Genomic DNA, 595 nt, shown 5'->3' with positions numbered 1-595 from the left:
CGGCTGGGCCAGGCCCGCCGCGACGTCGAGCACGGCCTGCAGATCACGCTCCAGCACTACACGACGTTCGAATCGCAGCAGCGTATGCTGGAGATCCTGCAGTTCAAGCTCGACATCCTGTGGACCATGCTCGATGCCATGTCGATGGCCTACGAGCTGAATCGTCCGCCCTATCACACCGTCACCGCCGATCGCGTCTGGCACAAGGGAATCGCGCTATGAGTTTCGACCGACAACGCACGCCGGCCTGGCGCCGCGGTTATCGCTTCCAGTTCGAGCCGGCGCAGGACGCGCACGTGCTGCTCTATCCCGAAGGCATGATCAAGCTGAATGAAAGCGCGGCCGCGATCGGCGCGCTGATCGACGGCAAGCGCAGCGTGGCGGCCATCGTCGCCGAACTCGACGCGCAGTTCCCGGGCGTGCCCGAGCTCGGCGAGGACGTCGAGCAGTTCATGCTGGTCGCGCTCGACAAGCACTGGATCGAGCTGGCCTGATGAACGAGGTCATCGACAGCGCGGCGGCCGTGGCGGCCGACACGCAGGCCAGCCCGGCGGCATCACCGGCCCCGGCCGCGCCCGTCGGGCTGCCGCTGTGG

At 67.4% G+C, this 595-nt stretch carries 1 protein-coding gene and 1 pseudogene; both read left to right on the top strand.

The genetic code is table 11. The annotated features are described in order from the left end of the window. Window positions 1–222: pseudogene (locus FQ755_RS05055) on the top strand (pyrroloquinoline quinone biosynthesis protein C); the annotation flags it as partial. After that, complete coding sequence (gene pqqD, locus FQ755_RS05050; RefSeq protein WP_046574789.1) at window positions 219–494, top strand: pyrroloquinoline quinone biosynthesis peptide chaperone PqqD; 276 nt, start codon at window positions 219–221, stop codon at window positions 492–494. The pseudogene FQ755_RS05055 and the gene pqqD, both read left to right, overlap by 4 nt. The last annotated feature ends 101 nt before the right edge of the window (window positions 495–595 follow it).

The sequence above is a fragment of the Paraburkholderia sp. BCC1885 genome (assembly GCF_900996235.1).
In the GTDB taxonomy this organism is placed as follows: domain Bacteria; phylum Pseudomonadota; class Gammaproteobacteria; order Burkholderiales; family Burkholderiaceae; genus Paraburkholderia.
This window is presented reverse-complemented; position numbering and strand designations above follow the sequence as displayed.